This window comes from Burkholderia sp. JP2-270 (assembly GCF_003233675.1).
Taxonomy (GTDB): domain Bacteria; phylum Pseudomonadota; class Gammaproteobacteria; order Burkholderiales; family Burkholderiaceae; genus Burkholderia; species Burkholderia pyrrocinia_C.
In genome coordinates, this window is the sequence record NZ_CP029824.1 from 1,284,799 (window position 1) to 1,308,670 (window position 23,872).

The window sequence follows — 23,872 nt, forward strand, 5'->3', positions numbered from 1 at the left end:
GTGTCTGTATCTCTATGGGTACGGTCGGGAAAGCGGTGTCTTATTCGGGCTGGCCGCGTGCGCGCAGCAGGTCGGACAGGCTGCGCGGCGCCGGTTCGAGCGGCGTGCGGTGCTGCGTCCAGCCCATCTGTTTCGCGGGCGTCAGCGCGCGCAGGCGCGTCGCCGTCCAGCGGAACGCGCGGTACGCGCGCGGATGCGCGAATGCGCCCGACCAGAAGCGCCACACGAGGTCTTCCGCGCGGTTGTAGTTCGCGCCCTGGCCGCGCAGCGGATGCGCGACGGGTTCGTCGGGCTTGCGGTTCGCCTCGGTGCGCAGTCGCACGAGCAGTTCCGGGATCGGGATCCGGACCGGGCATACCTCGCCGCATGCGCCGCACAGCGTCGACGCGGTCGGCAGGTCGGCCGTCGCGTCGAGGCCGAGCAGGTGCGGCGAGATGATCTTGCCGATCGGCCCCGGGTAGGTCGTCCCGTACGCGTGGCCGCCGATGCGCGTATAGACGGGGCAGTGGTTCATGCATGCGCCGCAGCGGATGCACTGCAGCGTCGTGCGCAGCTGTTCGTCCGCGTAGGCCTGCGTGCGGCCGTTGTCGAGCAGCACGAGATGCAGTTCGCGCGGGCCGTCGCGTTCGTCGCCGCGGCGCGGGCCCGAGATCAGGTTGAAGTAGGTCGTGATCGCCTGCCCGGTGGCCGAGCGCGTGAGCAGGCTCGACAGCGGCACGATGTGCTCGAGCTTCTCGACGACCTTCTCGATCCCCATGATCGCGATATGCGTGTCGGGCACCGTCGTCGACAGGCGGCCGTTGCCTTCGTTCTCGACGAGCCACAGCGTGCCCGTGTCGGCCGCCGCGAAGTTCACGCCCGACAGGCCGATGTCCGCGTCGGCGAACGCGCGGCGCAGCGCGCGCCTGCCGGTCTGGATCAGCTCGTCGACGTCTTCCGTGTAGCGCGTGCCGGGGATGTGTTTCTCGAACAGTTCGGCGATGTCGCCGCGCGTCTTGTGGATCGCCGGCATCACGATATGCGACGGCTTCTCGCCCGCGAGCTGCACGATGAACTCGCCCATGTCGGACTCGATGCAGTCGACCCCATGATCCGCGAGGTAATGGTTCAGCTCGATTTCCTCGCTCGCCATCGATTTGCCCTTGATCACGCGGCGCGCCTTCTTCGCCTGCGCGATGCCGAGCACGATCGCGTTCGCGTCGGCGGCCGTCTCGGCCCAGTGCACGTGCACGCCGGCTTCGGCGAGCTTCGCCTCCAGCCGCTCGAGCAGCGCGGGCAACTGCGCGAGCGCGTGCTGGCGCACGGCTTCGCCGAGATCGCGCAACTGCTGCAGCTCGGCGTCGTCGGGGAATTGCGTCGCGCGCTTGCCCTGCAGGAAATCCATCGCGCCGCGAAAACTCCGGCGCAGCGCGGGATCGTCGAGCGCGGCGCGCGCGCGGGCCTTGAAGTCGCCGGGGGCGACGAATTGCAGCGTGTGGTCGCTCATCGCGGCAGGTCCTCGCAAGCGGTTGCGGCCGGCCGGGCGGCCGCCGTATTGGCAGCCGGATCGGTGACGATCACGACCCACAGGCGGCGCGGGCCGTGCGCGCCATAGGCGAGCGTCTGCTGGATATCGGACGTCTTCGACGGCCCCGACACCAGCACGAGGTTGGTCGGCATGCCGGCGTGCCAGCGCTCCGCGTGCACGGCGGCGTGCAGGTCCGCATGCAGCGTGTTCGCGTGGACGAGCGCGACATGCAGCGGCGGCACCAGCGACACCGTGCGCGGCGTGCCGGCATCGGGTGCGAGCACGACGGTGCCGGTTGCCGCGATGCCCGAGCGGGCGACGGTGAAGCCCGCGTCGATCGTGTCGAACAGTTCGGTCTTCCACGCGTCGATCGGCCGGTCGAACGGCACGGGCGCGACCGCGTCGGGCAGCGCGCGCGCGAGCGCCGCCGATTCGGCGCGGGCCGGGTCGAGCAGCAGGCGACGCACGCCGGCGTCGGCGAGGCGCGCGGCAAGCTGCGCGGGCCATTCGTCGTCGGTCGCGCACCAGGCTTGCGCGTGCGAGGCGGCGAGCGCGGCCTGCAGCGCCTGGGCGAGCGCGTGCGGATCGCGCGCGGCCGATGCGCGGCGCGTGTCGTAATGCGTGTCGATGCGTGCGTCGAGCGCGGGGGCGGCCGTCGCGGCGACGCCCGGGGCGGCGCCGCGCAGGCGCGCAAGAATCGCGGCGCGCGCGCTCATCGCTTGTCTCCGCGCAGCGACGCGGCGCCGGCCGTGCGCCGCCACAGGAAGCTTGCCAGATGCTCGACCGGCAGCCGCGCGCCGGCCTTGGTCGCAGCGTGGCCGATGTTCAGCAGGCAGCCGCAGTCCGCGGACACGAGCCGGTCGCAGCCGGTCGCGCAGGCCGACGCGACCTTGTCGCGCACCATCGCGCCGGAGATGTCGGGATGCTTCAGCGAGAACGTGCCGCCGAAGCCGCAGCATTCGGATTCGCGTTCGTGTTCGATCCGCGTCACGCCCGGCAGCGCGTCGACGAGCGTGACGCCGTGCCCGCGCGTGCCCATTTCGCGGCGCGCCGCGCACGACGTGTGCAGCACGACGCGCTCGTCGGGCCCGGCGCTTGCCGCGGCCGCGTCGAGCTGCACGTCGAGCACATGGACGAGGAATTCGGCGAGTTCGTAGGTCCGCTCCGCGATCGCGCGCGCCTTCGGGCCGTGGACGGGATCGTCGGCGAACAGCGCCGGCCAATGGTGACGGATCATGCCCGCGCACGAGCCGGACGGCACGATCACGGGCCACGGTTCGGCGAACAGGTCGAGCTGCGCGGCCGCGACGCGGCGGGCTTCGTCGGGATTGCCGCTGCTGTAGGCCGGCTGCCCGCAGCAGCTCTGGCCGCGCGGATAGTGGACGGTCAGCCCTTCGCGCTCCAGCAGGCGGACCGCGTCGAGCCCCGCTTCGGGGACGAACAGGTCGACCAGGCAGGTCGCGAACAGATAGACGTGCGCGGGGGCGGCGGCGGGGTACTGCCTTTCGTTCATGTCTCGCTCCAGTGGCGACGGCCCGGCATGCGGATGCGGGACGACGTTTTCGCTGCATAATTCCCGCGACGGCGCCGTAGCTCAAATTGGTTGGGCCAATCGGCGCGACGGGCATTCCGAGGGGAGACGCGACGATGGCAGCGATGACGGCACGGGGCCGGACCGAGGTGGTGATGCGCAAGATCGAGACGGCGCTGCTCGACGGCACCTGGCCGGCCGGCGCGCGCCTGCCGGCCGAGCGCGTGCTCGCGCAGCAGTACGGCGTCGCGCGCAACACGGTGCGCGAGGCGACCCAGCGGCTAGTCGCGCGCGGGCTGCTGCAGAGCCGGCGCGGTGCGGGCGTCTACGTGACGGATCAGTTGCGCGCGGGCATCGCATCGCCGTGGGGCCAGCTGGTCGCCGATCATCCGGCGCTGCGCGACGACATCCTCGAATTCCGCCGCGTGCTCGAAGGCGCGACCGCGTATTTCGCCGCGCTGCGGGCCGATGCGAACGACCGGCGCCGGATCCGTGCGCTGCTGCGCGAACTCGAGACCGCGCATGCGAACGACGACGCGGCCGTCGAAGCCGCGACCGACGCGAAGCTGCACGAGGCGATCGCGCTCGCGTCGCACAACACGATGTTCCTGCACCTGCATACGAGCGTGATCGGGATGCTGCGCGAGCACATCTCGATCAACGTGGCGGGCATGACGACGCACGACGAGCAGGCGTCCGAGCTGCTGTTGCTGCAGCACCGTGTCGTGTGCGACGCGATTTGCGCGCATCGGCCCGAAGAGGCGCGCACCGCGATGCAGACACATATCGATTATGTGCGCAGCCATTTCGAGCGCAGCGGCGACGGCGCATGAGATTGGTCGGACCGTTTGGGTGCGCGGGCCGCCCGGCGGGCGGATCCGGGGCGGTCGGACCTCGACGTCAGGTACGCGGCCGATCGCCGGCCACCCGCGCCCCCCGCTGCCGCGGCAGGGCGCGGCCTGCGCCACCCGCGCGATTGACCGGTTTATCGGGCGCCCACTAGAATCGGTTGGAACCGCCCGCCAGCCGCGCGCCGCGGCGAATGCGGACCGTTGTTCCGCCAGTCGAGGAAGCTTCCGTGCTCACGTCTTTCATCCGGCGCGCGCCGGCCGCGCTGTCGTGGCGCGCCGCATGCGGCCCGGCCCGTGCGCTGGCCGTCTGCGTGCTGCTGTCGCTCGTCGCCGCGTGCGCGACGCATCCGCCCGCCACCACGCTCGATCGCCCGGTTTCCCATGCATTGTCGTCCGGTATCGCGACGCCGCTGCGCGATGCGCTGGCCGCACCCGAGGCCGCGCATCCGGGCCAGTCGGGCTTCCGGTTGCTGGCGGACGGCGCCGAGGCGCTGCAGATGCGCATCGCGCTCGCGCGTGCCGCGACGAAGACGCTGGACATGCAGTACTACATCGCGACCGAGGACACGACGGGCAAGCTGCTGCTTGCCGCGGCGCTGTACGCCGCCGATCGCGGCGTGCGCGTGCGGATGCTGGTCGACGACCTGAACTTCCGCGACATCGACCGCATCATGGCCGCGCTGAACACGCACCCGAACATCGAGATCCGCGTGTTCAACCCGTTCGGCGCGTCGCAGCAGGGCATGGTCGAGCGCACGACGAATTTCTTCACGAGTCTCGACGGCTTCACGCGCCGGATGCACAACAAGGCGATGATCACGGACAACCAGATCGCGATCGTCGGCGGCCGCAATCTCGGCGACGAATATTTCAGCGCGAGCCCGACGCTGCAGTTCCGCGATCTCGACGTGCTCGCCGCCGGCCCCGTGACGCACGACATCTCGGCGAGCTTCGACACCTACTGGGCGAGCGCGAGCAGCTATCCGCTGCGTGTGCTGAATCACCAGTCGTTCGATCCGAAGGATCTCGACGCGATGCGCGACGAGCTGCGCAACCACTGGCGCCAGAACGCCGATCCGTACAACGCGAAACCGCTGAACGCGACGCCGCTCGCGCAGCAGATCGCGCGCGACGAGCTCGCGCTCGTGTGGGCGCCGGCCGAGTTCAAGGCCGACGCGCCCGACAAGGTCGCGCAGCCGACCGACGCGTACGTGAGCCCGCCGATGCGGCGCCTCGTCGAACTGACGCGCGGCGCGCAGCAGGAATTCCTCGCGTTCTCGCCGTATTTCGTGCCGCACGACGCGGGCGTGAAGATTCTCGGCGACACGACCGCGCGCGGCGTGCGCGTCGCGATCCTGACGAATTCGCTCGCCGCGACCGACGCGGTTGCCGTGCAGGCCGGCTACGGGCCGTACCGCGTGCCGCTGCTGCGGCACGGCGTCGAGCTGTACGAGTTCAAGGCGCAGCCCGGCCGGCAGCGCGCGCGCCTGTTCGGGTCGCGCTCGCGCGCGAGCCTGCACGCGAAGGCGTACGTGATCGACCGGAAGATTCTCGTGATCGGCTCGATGAACCTCGATCCGCGCTCCGCGCACCTGAATACCGAACTGGCGCTCGTGATCCACAGCCCGGCGCTCGCGCAGCAGGTCGCGACGATCTTCGCGCGCGTGACGCAGCCGGACGAAAGCTATCGCGTGAGCCTCGCGACGCCGGCGGGCGGCGGCGCGCCCGAACTCGAGTGGACGGGCACGGACGACGGCCGGCCGACCATCTATCACGTCGATCCGCACGCGGGGCTGCTGCGCAACCTGATGACCGGCATCTTCACGCTGCTGCCGGTCGACGACCAGCTTTAGGGACGGAAGCGCTCCGGCTAAACCCGCGTTACCGGGGCGCGGGGGAAAGTGATATGGTTGTGCGCGCAACTATCGTGGCAGCGTGATGGTGCCGCCGGACGGCCCGCGCCACGCGCACCGTTCACACCTGCAACCGGAGTTCCCCATGCAACGTGTCCCGAACCAGCCGTTCACGCGTCCCGCCCGCTTCTCCGAAGCCGAATGGCAGGCGCGCGTGCAGCTCGCGGCGGCCTACCGCATCTTCGATCATCTCGGCTGGACCGAGTTGATCTACAACCATATCTCGCTGCGCGTGCCGGGCGAGGACGGGCATTTCCTGATCAATCCGTTCGGGCTCCATTACCGCGAGGTGTGCGCGTCGAACCTTGTGAAGATCGACATCGACGGCAATGTGATCGGCCATTCCGACTGGCCGATCAATCCGGCCGGCTTCACGTTCCACAGCGCGATCCATGCGGCGCTGCCCGACGCACACTGCGTGATGCACGTGCACACGACACCCACGATGGCCGTGTGCTGTTCGCGCGACGGGCTGTCGTTCTCGAATTTCTATTCCGCGCAGTTGTACGGGAAGATCGCATATCACGACTTCGAGGGCATCACCGTGCATCTGGATGAGGGGCGGCGCATCGTCGAGAGTGCCGGCGGGCGGCCCGTGCTGCTGCTGCGCAACCACGGGCCGGTGACGATCGGCACGACGCTCGCGCAGACGTTCTCGCTGATGTGGCTGCTCAACCGTGCGTGCGAGGTACAGGTTGCCACGCACGCGATCGGCGACGCACTGCCGATCGCACCGCCCGTGCTCGAAGCGTGCGTGCGCGATTCGCTGAATTTCGATCCGAAGCATGGCGCGGGGCAGGACGCGTTCGACGCGCTGCAGCGCATCGTCGATCGCATCGATCTCGGTTATCGTGCGTGACATCGAAGTGCTGTTGTGCCGCGAGCGGTGGCGGACTCGCTTCGTCATGCTCGGGACGGCGCGAACCGGATCCGGCCACACACGCAAAAAAAACGCGGCCGGGTGGCCGCGTGAATACTCGCAGACTCCTTCGGACGAAGGAAACAAGCAACTGTGAGACGAAGTGTAGCGAAAGGCCGCGCGCGGATTCAGGCGTCAGGCTGGAAAGGTCTGTTCCAGGTTGACGCAGACTGACGCGACCTGCGTCGCGCGAGATGACCTGCCGCGCGCGGCGCGCCGATGGGCATGCGGCGATTCGCGGCATGGCCGTTCGGCGGACTCCCGGATCAGCCACGATCGACTACCATCATGTGTAACGCTCCCGTTCGGGCGGCGTACAACGTCGTGCAAGGAGAGTCCATGCTCAAGCTGCGTTTGCTCCAGGTCGCGTTACTCGCGGGCGTGCTGGCTGCCGGCAGCGCCGCCGCCGAAACGGTGCGCCTGTCCGCCAGTCTCCAGCCGTCGAGCGAAGTGCCGCCGACGGCGACCAAGGGCTCGGGCGCCGTCGACGCCACCTACAACACGGCCAGCCGCACGCTGCAATGGATGGTGACTTACGAACACCTCACCGGCCCGGCGACGGCCGCGCACTTCCACGGGCCCGCGCCGGTCGGCCAGAACGCCGGCGTGCAGGTGCCGATTCCGAAGGACGAGCTCGCGAGCCCGATCAAGGGCTCGAAGGTGCTGACCGACGCGCAGGTCACCGACCTGATGGGCGGCAAGTGGTATTTCAACGTCCATACGAAGGAGCATCCGGCCGGCGAGATCCGCGGCCAGCTGATGCCGGCGAACTGAGCGCCGGCGTTTGATATAGAGGCTCCGTTCGAGCGGCGCCGGAACGATCGCACGTACCATCGTCACACTGTGATTACGGAGCGCGTCCGATGAGTTGGCAAAGCAAGTTCGCCTGCTGGCTGCTGCGCTGGCAGTTCCGTCCCGAGACCACGCGCGAGCTGCTCGATCCCGCCCGCGCACGGCGCTTTACCGACCTGCGGATGGTCGTGCCGCGCCGTGCGCCGTCGGGCTACCGGCTGCGCGAATGCCATGGCGCGGGCGACGCGCCGTTGCGCGGCGAATGGCTCGAACGCGCCGACGCGGGCGCGGGTCGCGGGCCCGGCCGCACGCTGCTGTACTTTCACGGTGGCGGCTATTACTTCTGTTCGACGAAGACCCACCGGCCGCTCGTGTTCGGCCTGACGAAGCGCGCGGGCGTGCGCTCGTTCTCGCTCGACTACCGGCTCGCACCCGAAAACCGCTTCCCGGCCGCGCTCGACGATGCGCTGGCCGCTTACCGACAACTGCTGGCGCTCGGCACGCCGCCCGAGTCGATCGTGCTCGGCGGCGATTCGGCGGGCGGCGGTCTCGCGCTCGCGACGCTCGTCGCGCTGCGCGATCGCGGCGAGCCGTTGCCGGCCGGCGCGATCCTGTTCTCGCCGTGGACCGACCTGGCCGGCACGGGCGATACGATGCGCACCAACGACGGCGCCGATCCGATGTTCGCCGGCGCCGCGCTGCCGAAGGCCGCGAAGCTGTACCTCGGCGACGCGCCGGCGACGAATCCGTACGCATCGCCGCTCTATGCGGATTTCGCGGGCCTGCCGCCGCTGTATATCCAGGTCGGCAGCACCGAGGTGCTGCTGGACGATTCGCGCCGTGTCGCGGAGAAGGCGAAGGCGGCCGGCGTGCCGGTCGAGATCGAGGTGTGGCCGGACATGCCGCACGTGTGGCAGCTTTACGCGCCGATGGTGCCGGAAGCGCGCGATGCGCTCGACCGCGCTGCCGCGTTCCTGCGCCGCGTCGCGGTCGAACGGGCGGTTCAGCGCGTCGGCGAGGCGTCGATCGCCTGATAGGCGGCCTGGACGGCCGGCGGGCCGTACTTGCGCTCGAGGCGGCGCACGGTGAAGTGGCCGTGCGCCATCTGCTGGAAGTGGTCGATGAACAGCGTGTTGACGGTCGCGCCGAGCACGGCGCCGATCGCCGGGATCGACTTCGCGGCCATCTGCTCGGTCACCTGCACCGAGAACCGCGATGCCACGGTCTGCACGAGCTTGAACACTGCCGCCGAGCTGTGCGCGGCGATGCCTTTCGTCGTGATGTCGGAAGACGCCTTCGAGATCGCCTGCGCGAGCGCGCCGCGCAGCACGAAATAGCCGAGATCGGCGTCCTCTTCCTGCTTGTCCGGGTTGCCGCCCATGCCGAGCACGGCCAGGCATTGCAACTGCGACTCCACCGACGCGAGATCTTCGCCCTCGCTGCGCGCGATGTCGCACACCGAGCGGAAGATCAGCGTGGTCGTCACCGGCAGCTCGACCGGCAGTGCGAGAAAGCCGAAGGCGCCGCCCGCCGCGCCGGTTGTCGCGACGGCGAGCTTGTGCAGCAGGTTGCTGGGTTTCTCGGGCTCGGCGTCCGGCGCCTGCGGCTTGCCGAGCGTGCGCAGCGCGATGTTCAGGCACTTGCGCAGCGCGAGCTGCGTCGCATCGTTGATCTTGCCGGTCGCGAAATCAGGCAGCCGCGCGATCATCTTCTCGACCGGCGCGCCGAGCACGCCCGTCAGCTTCATCGTCAGCGACGGGCTTTCCAGCACTTGCTTCGCGCGCCGCAGCGCGTCCCGGTCCTCCGGCGACAGCATCGTCGCGGGGGTGATTGAAATCGGTTCCATCTTTCTCCTTGGCGGCCGGGGGGGGCGGTTTGACCGCGCCGGCCTAGATTACTCCGACATGCTAGAATTTTACGATTGATTGACTCGTCAAAAGTTGCATCAACAAAAAATGGCCGTCCATACTGCCGCCCACCATTCGAGCGGGCAAGTCTTGCCGTTCCGCGAATCGCTGCTGGCGATGATCGGGATCTCGTTCGTCACCATGCTCGTCGCGCTCGACCAGACCGTCGTCGGCACCGCGCTGCCGACCATCGTCGCCGAGTTGAGGGGCTTCGACCTGTACGCGTGGGTCGCGACCTCGTACCTGCTCAGTTCCGTGATTACCGTGCCGATCTTCGGCCGCCTCGGCGACTATTACGGCCGCAAGCCGTTCGTGATCGTGTCGATCGTCGTGTTCACCGGCGCGTCCGTGCTGTGCGGGATGGCCAACGACATGCTGACCCTCGTGCTCGCGCGCGGACTGCAGGGGATCGGCGGCGGCATGCTGGTCGGCACCGCGTTCGCGTGCATTCCCGATCTGTTCCCTGATTCCGTCGTGCGGCTGCGCTGGCAGGTGCTGATGAGCTCGGCCTTCGGCATCGCGAACGCGGTCGGCCCGTCGCTCGGCGGCGTGCTGACCCAGTCGTTCGGCTGGCGCTCGGTGTTCTACGTGAACCTGCCGGTCGGCCTGCTGTCGCTGCTGTTCGTGTGGCGCTACCTGCCGCACCTGCGCCACGTCGAGCACGATCGCAAGATGCGGCTCGACTGGCCGGGCGCGCTGCTGATCGCGCTGTCGCTCGGCGCGCTGCAGCTGTTCGTCGAATGGCTGCCAAAGTACGGCGTCGCGAGCTGGGCGTCGCTGCTGCTCGTCGTCGCGGTCGCGGCCGGCATCGGCCTGTGGCACTGGGAGAAGCGCTGCGCGCAGCCGATTCTGCCGTTCGACATGTTCGGCAACCGCGCGCTGTCGGCGCTGTTCGTGCTCGCGATCCTCGCCGGCTTCTCGATGTTCTCGCTGCTGTTCTACGCGCCGCTGCTGTTCCAGGGCGGGTTCGGGATGTCGCCGAAGGAGGCCGGACTCGTGATCACGCCGCTCGTCGTGTTCATCACGATCGGCAGCATCATGAACGGCCGCGTCGTCACGCGCATCCGCAATCCGAACGCGATGCTGCACGTCGGCTTCGTATTGTTCGCGATCGCATGTGCGGGCATCGTCGTGTCGACGCACACGACGCCGACCTGGATGCTGATGGCGCTGATGGTCGCGGGCGGCATCGGGCTCGGCTTCGTGCTGCCGAACCTCACCGTGTTCGCGCAGCAGGCGGCCGGCCGCGAGCATCTCGGCATCGCGACGGCGCTGCTGCAGTCGCTGCGGATGGTCGGCGGGATGATCGGCACCGCGCTGACGGGCACGCTCGTCAACCAGATGTATTCGGGCGGCGTGCGCAATGCACTCGCGGCCGACCATGCAATGCAGTGGCATGCGCAGCTCGCCGATCCGCAGATCCTGATCGACCGCACAGCGCAAAGCGGTCTCGTCGCGGAGCTGACGCGTGCCGGGCATAATGGCGCGCTGCTGCTGGAAGCGGCCCGCGAATCGCTCGTCGGCGCGATTCACCTGGGCGTCGCGATGGCGGCCGTCGTCGCCGTGGTGTCAGTGTGGCAGTGCCGCCGCGTGCCGCCAATCGCGCTGCGGCGCAAGATCGAGCCGCACGTCGCGGCCGATTAACGGTTCAACGATTCACCGGAAACGAAATCAGCGCATGGAAGAACAGGACCGCATCGCGATCTTGCAGCAATTCGGACGCACGTATCGTGCGTTCATGACCGCGTTCGAAGCGCACGTCGGGCAGCCGATGCCGCGCTGGCGCATCATGGTCGCGTTGCACGCGATGGGCGGGCATTCGTCGCAGAAGAAGCTCGTCGAAGTGCTGCGCATCGATCCAGGCGCGCTCACGCGCCAGCTGAAGTCGCTCGACGCGCTCGGCTGGATCGAGCGCGAATCCGACGCACGCGACAACCGCGTGACCAACGTGACGCTGACGGACGACGGCCGCGCCGCGTTCGACGCGTGCCTGCCGCGCCGCAAGGCGTTTCTCGAGCAGACGGTGGCGCAGGTGCCGGACGACGTGCTGAATGCGCTGTCGGGTGCGCTGGCGATGCTGGAATCGCGGATCGCGGACGTCGGTTCGACGCCGGCCGCGCGCTGAAGCGCGGCGCGGGCACGCGCGCACGCCGCGCCCGATCGCGGCCGGCAAGCGGGCATGAAATCCCGCCGCCGGCCGGCGCTTCGTCTCATGTCAATTCACATCACGTTCACAGCTCGATGCGCGTGCCCAGCAGCGCGAGGAACTGCGCGAGCCATGCCGGATGCGCGGGCCACGCGGGTGCGGTGACGAACGGTGCGTCGGTCACGGCCGCATCGACCGGGATGTCCGCATATTCGCCGCCCGCGAGCTTCACCTCGGGCGCGCAGGCCGGGTAGGCCGAGATGCGCTTGCCGCGGATCACGTCGGCGGCCGCGAGCAGTTGCGCCGCGTGGCAGATCGCGGCGATCGGCTTGCCGGCCGCAGCGAACTCGCGCACGAGCGAAATCACCTTTGGGTCGAGTCGCAGATATTCGGGCGCACGGCCGCCCGCGATTGCGAGCGCGTCGTAGCGCGATGCGTCGACGTCGTCGAACGCCGCGTTCAGCGTGAACTGGTGGCCGGGCTTCTCGGTGTAGGTCTGGTCGCCCTCGAAGTCGTGGATCGCGGTCTTGATCTTGTCGCCCGCGCGCTTGCCCGGGCAGACTGCGTCGACGTGATGGCCGACAGCCTGCAGCGCCTGGAACGGCACCATCGTTTCGTAGTCTTCGGCGAAATCGCCGGTCAGGAACAGGATCTTCTTCGCGGCCATGGCTTTCTCCAGTGAAGCAGCGTTGAGGGCCCGTTCGCGCCGCGTGCGGCAGACCGACGCAACGGCCGCGAGGGGCCCCGGGGACGAAAGCGCAGTGTACTCCGGCAGATTGAAGCGCGCGTGACGGCCGCCCCGCGCGAGCGGCGGGGCGGCGCGCGCAACGTGCGTCAGAAGAAGGTTTCGACCACTTCCGTCACGCGGAACTGCGGATCGAGCACGAGCACCTGGCGCCACTTGTCGAACGTCAGGCACGGGTGCGAGATGTCGAACGCGACCATGTCGCCGACCTTCACGTCGGCGCCCGGCGGAATCTGCAGGTATGCGTGCTGGTCCATCATTCCGGTCACGGCCCAGCCTTCGGTGGCGGCGACGTCGCGCGGCGCGGTGTCGCGGCCCGGGCGGAAGTGGCGCGCCGGCTCGGGCAGGCCCGCGTCGAATGCCGCGTCGCGCTTGCCGAGCGCGACGATCGCGCGATTTTGCTCCGGCACCGACTGCACGTACGCCCACAGCTGCAGCGCGGGCAGCAGCCCTTCGCCCATCTTGCGTGCGATCGGGTTGCGCGCGAACACGTCGGTCTGCGCCTTCTTGTAGATGCCGACATCGTGCGTCAGGTAGCAGCCCGGACGCAGCACGACTTCCGCGAAGCCCGCGTCGGACGCGTTCGCGAATTCTTCCGCGACCACGTCGTACCATGCCGAACCGGCGCCGGACAGGATCGCCGGCGTGCGCGCGAAGCGGCCGGCGTCGGCCAGCTCGCGCGTGAGCGCGACCGCGTCCTGCAGGAACGCGCGGATCTCGCCTTCCTCCTTCAGCACGCCTTCGTAGAGTTCGATGCCGGCCAGCTTCAGTGTGTCCGGATAGCGCGCGAGCGCGGCGAGCACGGCCTCGCGCTGCGCGGCGTCGCGCACGCCCGCGCGGCCGCCCGGCACGCCGAGCTCGAGCAGCACGTTCAGCGTTTTTTTCGCGTCGCCGAAGAAGCGGCCGAGCTGGTCGACGCTCTCGGCGGAATCGACGAGACAGAAGAATTCGAAATCGGGATCGGACAGCAGCCCGGCGATGATCGTCATGTTCTGGCGGCCGACGAGCTGGTTCGCGAGCAGCACGCGCCGCACGCCGCCGTGATACGCAGCCTGCGTCTGGTGCGCGGTCGCGAGCGTGATGCCCCACGCGCCCGCATCGAGCTGGCGGCGGAACAGTTGCGGCGCCATCGTCGTCTTGCCGTGCGGCGCGAACTTGACGCCATACTGCTGGACGAACGCCTGCATCCAGTTCAGGTTGTGTTCGATGCGGTCCTCGTAAAGCACGGCAGCCGGCAGGCTGACGTCTTCCGCGAGCAGGTTCCACTCGAGGCGGCCCGCATCGCCGAGCGGCACGCTGGCGCTCGGCAGGTTGCCGAGGCCCTTGCCGAAAGGATCGATCGTCGCTTCCTGATAGTTTGTAACTTTCATGTCATCCCGCTCCATCATCACTATGCATTGCACTGAAGTTGACATGCCGATGGTACAGAAAGTAGCATCGGCGCGGTGATGTTATTTAGTAACATCGAGCTTCGAGCCCTTTTCCGCAGATGAATACGCCCGCCATCCCTTCCGCTCCGCTCGCGGCCGAGCCCCATCCGGCTACGGCCGCCCCGCCGGTCCTCGACATCGTCGCGAGGATCGCCGAATGCGCGCCCGAGCTGCGCGAAGCCGAGCGCAAGGTCGCCACGTTCATCCTCGCCGATCTCGCCCGCGCTGCGCACGCGAGCATCGGCGCGCTCGCGCGCGACGCGGAGGTCAGCGTCGCGACGGTCACGCGTTTCGCGAAGGCCGTCGGCTGCCGCGACGTGCGCGAATTGAAGGTGCTCGTCGCGCAGGCGGCGGCCGTCGGCCAGCGTTTTCTGGTGCCGTCCGACGACACGCCGACCGCCGACGCGAGCCCCGCGTCGGTCGTCTACGACGAGATCCGCGTGGCGCTCGCGCACAACCACCAACTGCTGCGCAACACGTCGTTCGACCCGGCTGCCGACCTGCTCGCCGGCGCGAAGATGATCTACGTGTACGGGCAGGGCGGCGGCTCGACCATGCTCGCCGACGAGCTGCGCTTCCGGCTCGTGCGCTTCGGCCGGCCGGTCGCGAGCTACCAGGACAGCCTGCTGCAGCGGATGGTGTCCGCGACGCTGTCGCGCGACGCGGTCGTCGTCGCATTGTCGGTGAGCGGGCGCGTGCCCGAGCTACTGGAGAGCTGCCGCCTCGCGAAGCGCTACGGCGCGAAGCTGATCGCGATTACCGCGCCGGCTTCGCCGCTCGCGAAGCTCGCCGATCACCTGATCCCGGTCGTCGCGTTCGAAACCGATTTCATTTACAAGCCGTCGACATCGCGCTACGCGATGATGATGGCGATCGACGTGCTCGTCACCGGAGTCGCGCTGCGGCTCGGCGACGTGGGCCGAGAATCGCTGCGCCGCATCAAGCATGCGCTCGATGCGCATCGCGGCGGCGGAGACCGTCAACCGGTAGGAGACTGACCATGCATTCGCATCCCGAAGCCGCCGATACGCTGATCGTCGGCGCGCAGCTTTACGACGGCACCGGCGCACCGCCCGTCACGCGCGACGTCGCGATCCGAAACGGCGTGATCGCGGCGATCGGCAACCTGTCGAACTGGCTTGCCGAAACCGTCGTCGATGCGAACGGCCGCGCGCTCGCACCGGGCTTCGTCGACGTGCACACGCACGACGACACGCACGTGATCCGCGCGCCGCAGATGCTGCCGAAGATCTCGCAGGGCGTGACGACCGTGATCGTCGGCAATTGCGGGATCAGCGCGTCGCCGGTGACGCTCGCGGGCGATCCGCCCGACCCGATGAACCTGCTCGGCGAGCGCGGCGCGTTCGTGTACCCGACCTTCGCCGACTATGTCGCGGCCGTGAACGACGCGCGTCCGGCCGTGAACGTCGCGGCGCTCGTCGGCCACACGGCGCTGCGCAACAACCAGATGGACCGCCTCGACCGCGCGGCGACCGGCGGCGAGATCGCCGCGATGCGTGCGCAGCTCGAGGAGGCGCTCGCGAACGGCGCGCTCGGCTTGTCGTCGGGCCTGGCGTACGGTTCCGCGTTCGCGGCGCCGACCGAGGAGGTGATGGCGCTCGCCGAGCCGCTCGCGAATGCGGGCGCGCTGTACACGACGCACATGCGTACCGAGTTCGACGCGATCCTCGACGCGATGGACGAGGCGTATCGCGTGGGCCGCCATGCGCAGGTGCCGGTCGTGATCTCGCACCTGAAATGCGCGGGTCCGTCGAACTGGGGGCGCAGCACCGAAGTGCTCGAGTCGCTCGAAGGCGCGCGCCGCTACCAGCCGGTCGGCTGCGACTGCTATCCGTACAGCCGCAGTTCGTCGACGCTCGACCTGAAGCAGGTGACGGGCGACATCGACATCACGATCACGTGGTCGGAGCCGCACCCGGAAATCGCGGGCAAGCTGCTGAAGGCGATCGCGGCCGACTGGGGCGTGACCGAGCAGGAAGCCGCGCAGCGCATCCGCCCGGCGGGCGCCGTGTACCACAACATGTCCGAGGACGACGTGCGGCGGATCCTGTCGCACCCCGCGACGATGGTCGGCTCGGACGGCCTGCCGAACGATCCGCTGCCGCACCCGCGGCTGTGGGGCGCGTTTCCGCGCGTGCTCGGCCATTACGTGCGCGACACGAACCTGCTGCCGCTCGAGGAAGCGATCCGCAAGATGACGTCGCTGTCCGCGCGCCGCTACGGGATCGCGCGGCGCGGCGAAGTGCATGTGGGCTACCACGCGGATCTCGTGCTGTTCGATCCGGCGCGCGTGATCGACGCCGCGACGTTCGAGAAGCCGCAGCAGCCCGCACACGGGATCGACGCCGTATGGGTGAACGGCGTGCTGACCTACGAGAACGGCCAGCCGACCGGCGAGCGCGCCGGCGGCTTCGTCGCGCGCGGCGAGCGCGTGCCGGCGAGCGCCGAAGCTGCGTTCTGAGTCCGGACGCGGCGATTGTTCCGGTCTTCGCGCGCGCCGCTGCCGGCGCGCGCATCCGCAACCGAGCGTTGCACGGGATCCGGGGCGGTGCGGAAGCGCCGGCCCGGGTCGACAAAACAAGGAGTGAAACGATGAAGCGATATGGCGTAGGCGAAGCGAAGGGTACCGGCGGCCAGGTGATGCCGTTCGCACGTGCGGTCGAGGCCGACGGCTGGCTGTACGTGTCGGGCCAGACGCCGATGGTGAACGGCGAGGTCGTCGAGGGCGGGATCGTCACGCAGTCGAAGCAGACGATCGAGAACGTGATTGCGATCCTGAAGGAAGCCGGTTACGGCCTCGAGCACGTCGTGCGCTGCGGCGTGTGGCTCGACGACGCACGCGATTTCGCGTCGTTCAACAAGGTGTTCGTGTCGTACTTCGGCGAGCATCCGCCGGCACGCGCGTGCGTGCAGTCGAGCATGGTCATCGACTGCAAGGTCGAGGTCGACTGCATCGCGTACAAGGCGCCGGCGAAGTAACGCGGCTGCGCTTCCCCGCGCACAGGAGAACAGCCCGTCCGGCGCGAGCCGAACGGGCTGTTCTGTTTGGGGCTCGCGTCTGCCGCTCGCCGGCCGCCGTTACTGCCGCGCAGTCCGCGCGTTGTCCGGCATCGGCTGGTTGTAGTTCGTGCGGAACGGGTTGATGTCGAGCCCGCCGCGGCGTGTGTAACGCGCATACACCGCGAGCTTCACCGGTTTGCACGCATGCAGGATGTCGAGGAAGATCCGCTCGACGCACTGCTCGTGAAAGCCCGTGTGATTGCGGAACGAGATGATGTAGCGCAGCAAGCCGGCATGATCGATCTGCGGCCCGACGTAGTGGATCTGCACGCTGCCCCAGTCGGGCTGGCCCGTGACCGGGCAGTTCGAGCGCAGCAGGTCCGACACGAGCGTCTCCTCGACCGGCGCTTCGTTCTCGGCGGCCGACAGCAGCGACGGATCGGGTTCGTACACGTCGGTGTCGAGGTCGAGCCGGTCGAGCGACAGCCCGTCGAGCTCGTCCATTTCCAGCTTGCCGAAATCGTGCGCCGACACGAGCTGCACGGAGACGCTCGCGCCGCATGCGGCCGACACGTCGCGCTTCAGCGTGTCGCGCACCGCGTCGATCGAGTCGAACTTCGACTGCGCGAACGAGCCGAGATACAGCTTGAACGACTTCGATTCGACGATGTTCGGCGATTCGGCCGGCACGTAGAAGGTCGCGACCGCGACCTGCGGCTTGCCGCGCGCGTTGAGCCACGACAGCTCGTACGCGTTCCAGATGTCGGTGCCGAAGAACGGCAGCGCCGACGCGATGCCGAGCTGCTCGCGCGCGCCCGCGCGCGGGATCGGGAACAGCAGCGACGCATCGTACTGGGCTGCGTAGACGGTGGCCTTGCCGAGCGGGGAATGTTCGGGATTCATTGCGTGACGCCTTTACGACAGGAAGAGGCGGTAAGCCGGGTTGGCGCTCTCTTCGACATACGGATAGCCGAGTGCCGCGAGGAAGCCCTCGAACTCGGCGTGATCGGCCTGCGGCACCTGCAGCCCGACGAGGATCGAGCTGTAGTCCGCGCCCTGGTTGCGGTAGTGAAACAGGCTGATGTTCCAGTCCGGCGCCATCGACGACAGGAACTTCATCAGCGCGCCCGGCCGCTCCGGGAATTCGAAGCGGAACAGGCGCTCGTCGAGCGCGAGCGGCGAGCGGCCGCCGACCATGTAGCGGATATGCTCCTTCGACAGCTCGTCGTGCGTCAGGTCGACGGTCTTGAAGCCGTGCGACTCGAAGTTCGCGGCGATCTCCGCCGATTCGCCGCGCCGGCGGATCTGCACGCCGACGAAGATGTGCGCGGACTGCGCATCGGCGATCCGGTAGTTGAACTCGGTGACGTTGCGGTCGCCGACGAGCGAGCAGAAGCGCTTGAAGCTGCCGCGCTCCTCGGGAATCGTGACCGCGAACACGGCTTCGCGCGCCTCGCCGACCTCCGCGCGCTCGGCGACGAAGCGCATCCGGTCGAAGTTCATGTTCGCGCCGGACGTGACCGCGACGAGCGCCTGGTTCTCGATCCCCTCGCGTTCCGCGTACAGCTTCGCGCCCGCGACCGCGAGCGCGCCGGACGGCTCGAGCACGCTGCGGGTATCCTGGAACACGTCCTTGATCGCCGCGCACAGTGCGTCGGTGTCGACGGTCACGACGCCGTCCAGGTATTCGCGGCACAGCCGGAAGGTTTCCTCGCCGACGAGCTTTACCGCGGTGCCGTCCGCGAACAGGCCGACCTCGGTCAGCTCGACGCGTTCACCGGCCTTCAGCGACTGCGCCATCGCGCACGAATCCTCGGCCTGCACGCCGATCACCTTGATCTCCGGGCGCACGGCCTTCACGTATGCGGCGACGCCGGACGCGAGACCGCCGCCGCCGATCGGCACGAAGATCGCGTGGAGCGGGCCCTGGTGCTGCCGCAGGATCTCCATCGCGATGGTGCCCTGGCCGGCAATCACGTAAGGATCGTCGAACGGGTGGACGAACGTGAGGCCGCGCTCTTCCTGCACCTTGACCGCATGCGCGTATGCGTCGCTATACGACTCGCCGGCCTGGATCACCTCGACGCCCGGGCCGCCGTGCGCGCGCACCGCGTCCACTTTCACCTGCGGCGTCGTGACGGGTACGACGATCACGGCCTTGATGCCCATCCGGGCCGCCGAGAACGCGACGCCCTGCGCGTGGTTGCCGGCCGACGCGGTAATCACGCCGCGCGCAAGCGCGTCGGCCGGAATGTGCGCCATCTTGTTGTACGCGCCGCGCAGCTTGAACGAGAACACCGGCTGGTTGTCCTCGCGCTTCAGGTACACGGCATTGCGCAGCCGGGCCGACAGGTTGCGGGCGGGTTCGAGTTCCGTCTCGATCGCGACGTCGTAGACGCGCGCGGTGAGGATTTTCTTCAGGTAATCGTGGGATGCCATGGGCGCTCGCGTGCAGTGCGGAAGCAGATGGTAAAGGATCAATGATAGCGCCAAGGGTCCGCCCGAATGCAAGCGGCATGCCGGGCGCGCGGTCGCGGGGCTGCGCGGGCGGCGCATTTGCGACGCCGGGCGTCCCGTTTTTACCGGTTTAACCGCGCGGTTACCGACCGGACGGGCGGCGAATGATCGCACGAATCCGCGCCGAACCAGGCCTGGCGCGGCTGGCGGGGATAGCCCCACGACCTGTCCGGCGTGTCACGCATGGCCCGATCATGGGTTAGAATTCCGTTTTGAATCAAGGATCGGAAGATGCAGAGGCACCCTCGGATCGCCCCGTTGAAGCCGACGCCGCGCGCAGCCAGCCCCGCGGCCGAACGGCATGCGCGCCGCGCGCGATCGTGCTGATGGTTCCGAGTGCCGCCAGGCCCTGTCGCCGGCCAGGAGGGGCGAGTCAACGCCCGCTCCGGCCCCATGAAGGACAGCCGCGCGCCTGGTAATAGAACAGATTTCCCAAGATTGCGCCCACGCGCTTGCCGACGCCCGTGCATGGGGTATCGGCCCTCCGAGTCGTCCGAACATGAACGCACCACAAGTTTTCGATCCGAATGGCGCGGCCGCCGCCGTCGCCGCCGACCCCGCGCCCCGGTTGCGCGAGATCCCCTACAACTACACGTCCTTCTCGGATCGCGAGATCGTGATCCGCCTGCTCGGCGAAGAGGCGTGGTCGGTGCTCGACGAACTGCGCGCCGAACGCCGTACGGGTCGCTCGGCACGGATGCTGTATGAAGTGCTCGGCGATATCTGGGTCGTGCGCCGCAATCCGTACCTGCAGGACGACCTGCTCGACAACCCGAAGCGCCGCGCGCTGCTGATCGAGGCGCTGAACCACCGCCTGACCGAGATCGGCAAGCGCCGCAGCGCGGATCTCACCGAACACCGCGACGACGCGGGCCGCGAGCGCGCGGTGCGCGTCGAGATGCTCGAAGCCGCTGCGCAGCGGGCGGTCGACGAGTTCGCCGACGAATTCGGGAAAATGGCCGAACTGCGCCGCCGCGCGACCAAGGCGCTCGGCCGCTGCACGCAGAAGGACAACATTCGCTTCGACGGGCTGTCGCGCGTGTCGCACGTGACCGACGCGACCGACTGGCGCGTCGAATACCCGTTCGTCGTGCTGACGCCCGATACCGAAGCCGAGATCGCGGGCCTGATCAAGGCCTGCTTCGAGCTCGGCCTGACGGTAATCCCGCGCGGCGGCGGCACCGGCTACACGGGCGGCGCGGTGCCGCTCACGCCGTTCTCCGCGGTGATCAACACCGAGAAGCTGGAACAGCTCGGCGCGGTCGAGCTGACCGAGCTGCCGGGCGTCGCGCACAAGGTGCCGACGATCTTCTCCGGCGCGGGCGTCGTCACGCGCCGCGTGACCGAAGCGGCGGAAGCGGCCGGCTACGTGTTCGCGGTCGATCCGACGTCGCTCGACGCATCGTGCATCGGCGGCAACGTCGCGATGAATGCGGGCGGCAAGAAGGCCGTGCTGTGGGGTACCGCGCTCGACAACCTGGCCTGGTGGCGGATGGTCGACCCGGACGGCAACTGGCTCGAAGTCACGCGCCACGAGCACAACCAGGGCAAGATCCACGACATCGCGGTCGCGCGCTTCGAGCTGAAGTGGTTCGACGGCGCGTATGCGCCGGGCGAGAAGCTGCTGCGCACCGAGATGCTCGAGATCGAAGGCCGCCGGTTCCGCAAGGAAGGGCTCGGCAAGGACGTGACCGACAAGTTCCTCGCCGGCTTGCCGGGCGTGCAGAAGGAAGGCTGCGACGGGCTCATCACGTCCGCGCGCTGGGTGCTGCACAAGATGCCCGCGCACACGCGCACCGTCTGCCTCGAATTCTTCGGCCAGGCGCGCGAGGCGATCCCGAGCATCGTCGAAATCAAGGACTACCTGTTCGAAACGTCGAAGCAGGGCGGCGCGATCCTCGCGGGCCTCGAGCACCTCGACGAGCGCTACCTGCGCGCGGTCGGCTACGCGACCAAGAGCAAGCGCAATTCATTCCCCAAGATGGTGCTGATCGGCGACATCGTCGGCGACGATGCAGATGCGGTCGCGCACGCGACGTCCGAAGTGATCCGGATGGCGAACGGCAAGAGCGGCGAAGGCTTCGTCGCGGTCAGCTCGGAGGCGCGCAAGCGCTTCTGGCTCGACCGCAGCCGCACGGCCGCGATCGCGAAGCACACGAATGCGTTCAAGATCAACGAGGACGTCGTCATCCCGCTGAACCGGATGGGCGAGTACACCGACGGCATCGAGCGGATCAACATCGAGCTGTCGCTGAAGAACAAGCTGCAGCTCGTCGACGCGCTGGAAGCGTTTTTCCGCGGCGGCAACCTGCCGCTCGGCAAGACCGACGACGCGAACGAGATCCCGAGCGCCGAGCTGCTCGAAGACCGCGTCCAGCAGGCGCTGGAGCTGCTCAGGCGCGTGCGTGCCCGCTGGGAATTCGTGCGCGACCGGCTCGACCAGCCGCTGCGCGAGGCGCAGCACTACCTCGTGCAGCTCGGCTACGAGGCGCTGGCCGAGAAGTTCGCGGATCGCGCGGACGAGCAGCCGGGCGCGACCGTGTTCCACATCACGCAGGACCGCACGGTCCGCATCTCGTGGAAGCAGGAGATCCGCGCGGAACTGCGTGCGATCTTCAACGGCGGCGCGTTCAAGCAGATCCTCGACGAAGCGCAGGCGATCCACAAGCAGGTGCTGCGCGGCCGCGTGTTCGTCGCGCTGCACATGCACGCGGGTGACGGCAACGTCCACACGAACATCCCGGTCAACTCCGACAACTACGAGATGCTGCAGGACGCGCACGCGTCGGTTGCACGCATCATGAAGCTCGCGCGCTCGCTCGACGGCGTGATCTCCGGCGAGCACGGGATCGGCATCACGAAGCTCGAGTTCCTGACCGACGACGAGATCGCCGAATTCCGCGCGTACAAGCAGCGCGTCGACCCGAACGGCCGCTTCAACAAGGGCAAGCTGCTCGACGGCGCCGATCTTCGCAACGCGTATACGCCGAGCTTCGGGCTGATGGGCTACGAGTCGCTGATCATGCAGCAGTCCGACATCGGCGCGATCGCCGATTCGGTGAAGGACTGCCTGCGCTGCGGCAAGTGCAAGCCGGTGTGCGCGACGCACGTGCCGCGCGCGAACCTGCTGTACAGCCCGCGCAACAAGATCCTCGCGACATCGCTGCTGGTCGAGGCGTTCCTGTACGAGGAACAGACGCGCCGCGGCGTGTCGATCAAGCACTGGGACGAGTTCAACGACGTGGCCGACCACTGCACGGTGTGCCACAAGTGCGCGACGCCGTGCCCGGTGAAGATCGACTTCGGCGACGTCACGATGAACATGCGCAACCTGTTGCGCAAGATGGGCAAGAAGAAGTTCAACCCGGGCAGCGCGGCGGGCATGTTCTTCCTGAACGCGACCAATCCGCAGACGATCAACGCCGCGCGCAGCGTGATGATGGGCGTCGGCTACAAGGTGCAGCGCTTCGCGAACGACATGCTGAAGAACGTCGTGAAGAAGCAGACGCAGCACCCGCCGGCGACCGTCGGCAAGCCGCCCGTCGTCCAGCAGGTGATCCACTTCGTCAACAAGAAGATGCCGGGCAACCTGCCGAAGAAGACGGCGCGCGCGCTGCTCGATATCGAGGACAACAAGATCGTGCCGATCATCCGCAACCCGAAGTCGACGACCGTCGATTCGGAAGCGGTGTTCTACTTCCCGGGCTGCGGCTCCGAGCGCCTGTTCTCGCAGGTCGGTCTCGCTACGCAGGCGATGCTGTGGGAAGCCGGCGTGCAGACGGTGCTGCCGCCGGGCTACCTGTGCTGCGGTTATCCGCAGCGCGGCGCGGGGCAGTACGACAAGGCCGAGAAGATCGTCACCGACAACCGCGTGCTGTTCCATCGCGTCGCGAACACGCTGAACTACCTCGACATCAAGACGGTGGTCGTGTCGTGCGGCACCTGCTATGACCAGCTCGCAGGCTACGAATTCGACAAGATCTTCCCCGGCTGCCGGATCATCGACATCCACGAGTTCCTGCTCGAGAAGGGGATGAAGCTCGACGGCGTGACGGGCACGCGCTACATGTATCACGACCCGTGCCACACGCCGATCAAGACGATGGACCCGGTCAAGCTCGTCAACGAGCTGATGGGCACGGAGAAGGACGGCTACAAGATCGAGAAGAACGACCGTTGCTGCGGCGAATCGGGCACGCTCGCAGTCACGCGCCCGGACGTGTCGACGCAGGTCCGCTTCCGCAAGGAAGAGGAGATTCGCAAGGGCGCCGCGAAGCTGCGCAGCATTCCGGTCGTGGCCGACGGCGCGAGCGCACCTGCGCCGGCTGCGAACGCCGGCCCGGACGTGAAGATCCTGACGAGCTGCCCGTCGTGCCTGCAGGGCCTGTCGCGCTACAACGAGGATGCGAACATCGAGGCCGACTACATCGTGGTCGAGATCGCGCGCCAGGTGCTCGGCGAGAACTGGATGGCCGATTATGTCGCACGTGCGAACCATGGCGGGATCGAGCGCGTGCTGGTCTAATGCGGGCATGACGACCGCCCGGCCGGGCTTGGGATGAGCGGGCGCCGGCGCCGATGAGCGGGCGCCCG

The 23,872-nt window shown here is 68.4% G+C and carries 19 protein-coding genes; 11 read left to right on the forward strand and 8 right to left on the reverse strand.

Annotated elements, in window-relative coordinates:
- Positions 1–40 precede the first annotated feature (40 nt).
- The 3 genes from DM992_RS06180 to DM992_RS06190 are packed head-to-tail and all read right to left on the reverse strand — an operon-like array spanning position 41 to position 3,020.
- Positions 41–1,486, reverse strand: a complete 1,446-nt coding sequence (locus tag DM992_RS06180) for a LutB/LldF family L-lactate oxidation iron-sulfur protein (protein ID WP_111016114.1) — start codon at positions 1,484–1,486, stop codon at positions 41–43.
- Positions 1,483–2,223 carry a lactate utilization protein C gene (locus DM992_RS06185; RefSeq protein ID WP_111017827.1) on the reverse strand — a complete coding sequence of 247 codons (741 nt, stop codon included), beginning with the start codon at positions 2,221–2,223 and terminating at the stop codon, positions 1,483–1,485. Before DM992_RS06185 ends, DM992_RS06180 begins: the two co-directional genes overlap by 4 nt.
- Positions 2,220–3,020 (reverse strand): (Fe-S)-binding protein, encoded by an 801-nt coding sequence (locus tag DM992_RS06190; protein ID WP_111016115.1) that lies wholly within the window; start codon positions 3,018–3,020, stop codon positions 2,220–2,222. Before DM992_RS06190 ends, DM992_RS06185 begins: the two co-directional genes overlap by 4 nt.
- A gap of 134 nt (positions 3,021–3,154) precedes the next feature.
- Between DM992_RS06190 and DM992_RS06195 the strand changes: the two genes are divergently transcribed.
- The 5 genes from DM992_RS06195 (at position 3,155) to DM992_RS06215 (ending at position 8,547) form a co-directional block, all read left to right on the forward strand.
- Positions 3,155–3,871 (forward strand): FadR/GntR family transcriptional regulator, encoded by a 717-nt coding sequence (locus DM992_RS06195; RefSeq protein WP_111016116.1) that lies wholly within the window; start codon positions 3,155–3,157, stop codon positions 3,869–3,871.
- Positions 3,872–4,116: 245 nt separating this feature from the next.
- The gene (locus DM992_RS06200) at positions 4,117–5,742 is read left to right on the forward strand and encodes a phospholipase D family protein (protein ID WP_111017828.1); all 1,626 of its coding nucleotides are present in this window, start codon (positions 4,117–4,119) and stop codon (positions 5,740–5,742) included.
- Between the two features lie 145 nt (positions 5,743–5,887).
- The gene (locus DM992_RS06205; RefSeq protein WP_111017829.1) at positions 5,888–6,661 is read left to right on the forward strand and encodes a class II aldolase/adducin family protein; all 774 of its coding nucleotides are present in this window, start codon (positions 5,888–5,890) and stop codon (positions 6,659–6,661) included.
- A 399-nt stretch (positions 6,662–7,060) separates the two neighbouring features.
- Positions 7,061–7,495: a CHRD domain-containing protein gene (locus DM992_RS06210; RefSeq protein ID WP_111016117.1), complete on the forward strand. Its 435-nt coding sequence runs from the start codon at positions 7,061–7,063 to the stop codon at positions 7,493–7,495.
- Positions 7,496–7,584: 89 nt separating this feature from the next.
- The gene (locus DM992_RS06215) at positions 7,585–8,547 is read left to right on the forward strand and encodes an alpha/beta hydrolase (RefSeq protein ID WP_111016118.1); all 963 of its coding nucleotides are present in this window, start codon (positions 7,585–7,587) and stop codon (positions 8,545–8,547) included.
- On the opposite strand, the gene DM992_RS06220 is transcribed toward DM992_RS06215, so the two are convergent.
- Positions 8,517–9,359, reverse strand: a complete 843-nt coding sequence (locus DM992_RS06220) for an EcsC family protein (protein WP_111016119.1) — start codon at positions 9,357–9,359, stop codon at positions 8,517–8,519. The two genes, DM992_RS06215 and DM992_RS06220, sit on opposite strands and share 31 nt — an antisense overlap.
- A gap of 109 nt (positions 9,360–9,468) precedes the next feature.
- On the opposite strand from DM992_RS06220, the gene DM992_RS06225 reads away from it, so the two are divergent.
- Positions 9,469–11,064: an MDR family MFS transporter gene (locus tag DM992_RS06225; RefSeq protein WP_111016120.1), complete on the forward strand. Its 1,596-nt coding sequence runs from the start codon at positions 9,469–9,471 to the stop codon at positions 11,062–11,064.
- Positions 11,065–11,098: 34 nt separating this feature from the next.
- Complete coding sequence (locus DM992_RS06230) at positions 11,099–11,545, forward strand: MarR family winged helix-turn-helix transcriptional regulator (protein ID WP_111016121.1); 447 nt, start codon at positions 11,099–11,101, stop codon at positions 11,543–11,545.
- Between the two features lie 106 nt (positions 11,546–11,651).
- Here the strand turns inward: DM992_RS06230 and DM992_RS06235 are convergent, their stop codons facing one another.
- Positions 11,652–12,233, reverse strand: a complete 582-nt coding sequence (locus DM992_RS06235; RefSeq protein WP_034179017.1) for a DJ-1/PfpI family protein — start codon at positions 12,231–12,233, stop codon at positions 11,652–11,654.
- A gap of 167 nt (positions 12,234–12,400) precedes the next feature.
- On the reverse strand, positions 12,401–13,681 hold the full coding sequence (locus DM992_RS06240) for an amino acid deaminase (protein WP_111017830.1): 1,281 nt from the start codon (positions 13,679–13,681) through the stop codon (positions 12,401–12,403).
- Positions 13,682–13,800: 119 nt separating this feature from the next.
- Here DM992_RS06240 and DM992_RS06245 point away from each other — a divergent pair, with 119 nt between their 5' ends.
- The 3 genes from DM992_RS06245 to DM992_RS06255 all read left to right on the forward strand — a co-directional run bounded on the left by DM992_RS06245 (position 13,801) and on the right by DM992_RS06255 (position 16,741).
- Positions 13,801–14,739, forward strand: coding sequence for a MurR/RpiR family transcriptional regulator (locus tag DM992_RS06245; RefSeq protein ID WP_111016122.1), 939 nt, complete (start codon positions 13,801–13,803; stop codon positions 14,737–14,739).
- Positions 14,740–14,741: 2 nt separating this feature from the next.
- Positions 14,742–16,223, forward strand: coding sequence for a D-aminoacylase (locus tag DM992_RS06250; RefSeq protein ID WP_111016123.1), 1,482 nt, complete (start codon positions 14,742–14,744; stop codon positions 16,221–16,223).
- Between the two features lie 131 nt (positions 16,224–16,354).
- Positions 16,355–16,741, forward strand: a complete 387-nt coding sequence (locus tag DM992_RS06255; RefSeq protein WP_006751946.1) for a Rid family hydrolase — start codon at positions 16,355–16,357, stop codon at positions 16,739–16,741.
- Positions 16,742–16,840: 99 nt separating this feature from the next.
- On the opposite strand, the gene queF is transcribed toward DM992_RS06255, so the two are convergent.
- Positions 16,841–17,665 (reverse strand): NADPH-dependent 7-cyano-7-deazaguanine reductase QueF, encoded by an 825-nt coding sequence (queF, locus tag DM992_RS06260; protein WP_111016124.1) that lies wholly within the window; start codon positions 17,663–17,665, stop codon positions 16,841–16,843.
- A 12-nt stretch (positions 17,666–17,677) separates the two neighbouring features.
- Complete coding sequence (ilvA, locus tag DM992_RS06265; protein ID WP_111016125.1) at positions 17,678–19,201, reverse strand: threonine ammonia-lyase, biosynthetic; 1,524 nt, start codon at positions 19,199–19,201, stop codon at positions 17,678–17,680.
- A 577-nt stretch (positions 19,202–19,778) separates the two neighbouring features.
- Between ilvA and DM992_RS06275 the strand changes: the two genes are divergently transcribed.
- Positions 19,779–23,804: a DUF3683 domain-containing protein gene (locus tag DM992_RS06275; protein ID WP_111016127.1), complete on the forward strand. Its 4,026-nt coding sequence runs from the start codon at positions 19,779–19,781 to the stop codon at positions 23,802–23,804.
- The last annotated feature ends 68 nt before the right edge of the window (positions 23,805–23,872 follow it).